The sequence below is a fragment of the Rhizobium bangladeshense genome (genome assembly GCF_001662075.1).
GTDB classification, from domain to species: Bacteria; Pseudomonadota; Alphaproteobacteria; order Rhizobiales; family Rhizobiaceae; genus Rhizobium; species Rhizobium bangladeshense_B.
On the sequence record NZ_LYPL01000068.1, the window covers coordinates 1 to 1,806 of the forward strand.

At 55.0% G+C, this 1,806-nt stretch carries 2 protein-coding genes; both read right to left on the reverse strand.

Features of this window, described 5'->3' with window-relative positions; all coding sequences use genetic code 11:
- Positions 1 to 272 (reverse strand): hypothetical protein (locus A7X77_RS31390; protein ID WP_156668201.1); only part of this gene is annotated, 272 nt, incomplete at its 3' end.
- Positions 273 to 333: 61 nt separating this feature from the next.
- Complete coding sequence (locus tag A7X77_RS31395; protein ID WP_064686665.1) at positions 334 to 798, reverse strand: hypothetical protein; 465 nt, start codon at positions 796 to 798, stop codon at positions 334 to 336.
- Positions 799 to 1,806 lie beyond the last annotated feature (1,008 nt).

The following is a 1,806-nucleotide window of genomic DNA, read 5'->3' on the forward strand; positions in this document are numbered from 1 at the left end:
GTTTGAAGGTCATCGTCAGCAGGCTGGCTGAACAATTCGACATCGCTTTGCGCGGTGAGCTTGCACTCAAAGCAAAGGAAGCGGCCAATTTCTCGGTTCTTAACGCCGCGCGTGTGCTGCCCATAAACGTGCGGTGGGTCCCCGAGCGTCAGCTTGTCGGACGACATGAGGAGAAATGCGTTCTCGAATACGTCCGCCTTCACAGCGGTTTTCTTCAGATCGCTCTTGAAGCGGGAGATAACCTCGTTGGCAAACGTGAGGATGGCTTTCACCTCCGGGTGAGATGCGAGCTAAACCATTGTTGTGGTGAGAAGCTGATAGGGGCTAGTCATGTTAGTGCTCCAAACGGTTCGGGCGATCGAGGCAATCGAGAAACGCGGCCGTCTTCTGGTAGAAGTTGACCAAGCGTCCGTTGTCGTCGCCGAGGTCAGCGACAGCGCGCGTCGCTAGCGCAACGCCGAGCAGGGCAGGGAACGCGCTCTTCTCGGCCGCAAGGATCAGGGTGGCGATTTCGCCCACTTCGATGCCCTCGAATCCTTCGACCACCAAGAGTTTGTGAAAGCCGTGCGCGGGTGCTTGTTCGTAGAGCCGCGCATAGTCGTCCAGGCTGACAAGCGACGGGGTGATGGCGAGGCAGGGCTTTGCAAACGTTCCAGGCGAGCGAGTCATCTCGCGAAGCGCACCAAAGAATTCTTCGACGGCGTCGAAAGCCGTGCCTGCCACCGACAGAAGCCGCTCGCGTTTTTTGTCGTCGAGCAGGTCTGCCAAATTGCAAATTTCCGAATACCCATCAGACATTTGCGTTCTCCTTTCAAATCTTGCCGACGACTATGGCGACGGCCGTGCAGATTCCCTCAGGGAGGCGTACGCTCACCCCGTCAAGCAAACGGAACATGGAAGACCGATCGGTGCCGCGGCATTCATCGCGATCCGCATCGCACGTCAGGTGCGAAACGCAGATTGCGACAGCGAGCTGCCGTTCGAACGGTCAAGGCGCAGAAATTTATGGAGGGCTGTTCATCGGGATCACCTTTCGCGAGCGTTGCGTGGAGAAAACTCTCCCTGGTGATCCCAAACCAGGCAGCACGCCGCTGAAGCTTCCAGGTCTTCAGCACTTGCGGGGACAGGTTGTTGTCTGGGCCGCGTCGCTCGACTTGGGAGTTGTAAATTCCGCTCAGCTACCAACCTAAGCCTGCGGTACTTCCTCCGAAGTTGCGCCAACCTACACGTCTCCAGAGCTCGGTCAATCCGCATGTGGAATATCAGCTCATGGATTTATCATTTTGTTTTTACGATAGAAATTAAGTCAAATTCTAGTGATTGAAGATTTCTCTGCAGACTCCGGAGGTTGATCAGATCAGTTGACAAAGTGCTCGATACTCGGTGTTGCCATTTTGTGACACCTTGAGGTGACCCCTCGCGCAGTTCTCCGACGAGAGTGCCCCGACAGAAGTCGTAAGCCGAGTACGACGATCATCTCCGCTGCTGCAGTTTCCGAGGTGAAATTCTTGATCTCGTCGATCCTATGGATTGAGAAATTGTTGACCCCACCCGTTGACCATGCGCTGACCAATCGCGGGATTTTAACGTATCTTGAACGCCGCCAGAAAGACGCACGAACAAAACCTGCTGGGCGGCAAACGCGAAATAATCCCGGTCCGTGGGCGGGATATCACAGGCCTGGCTTCGCATGTCGTTTACCACAACCTTAGATTCAGTCTTTGCCACACGGAAAATAACCAAGGGTTAGCTTGTCGAACCTAGACCTTCGATACACGAAACGTCACGGAGGTCCTCATGCATCTG

Excerpts from the sequence above, each read along its gene's own strand:
- A7X77_RS31395 (WP_064686665.1), bottom strand. The coding sequence starts at position 798 with ATGTCTGATGGGTATTCGGAAATTTGCAATTTGGCAGACCTGCTCGAC.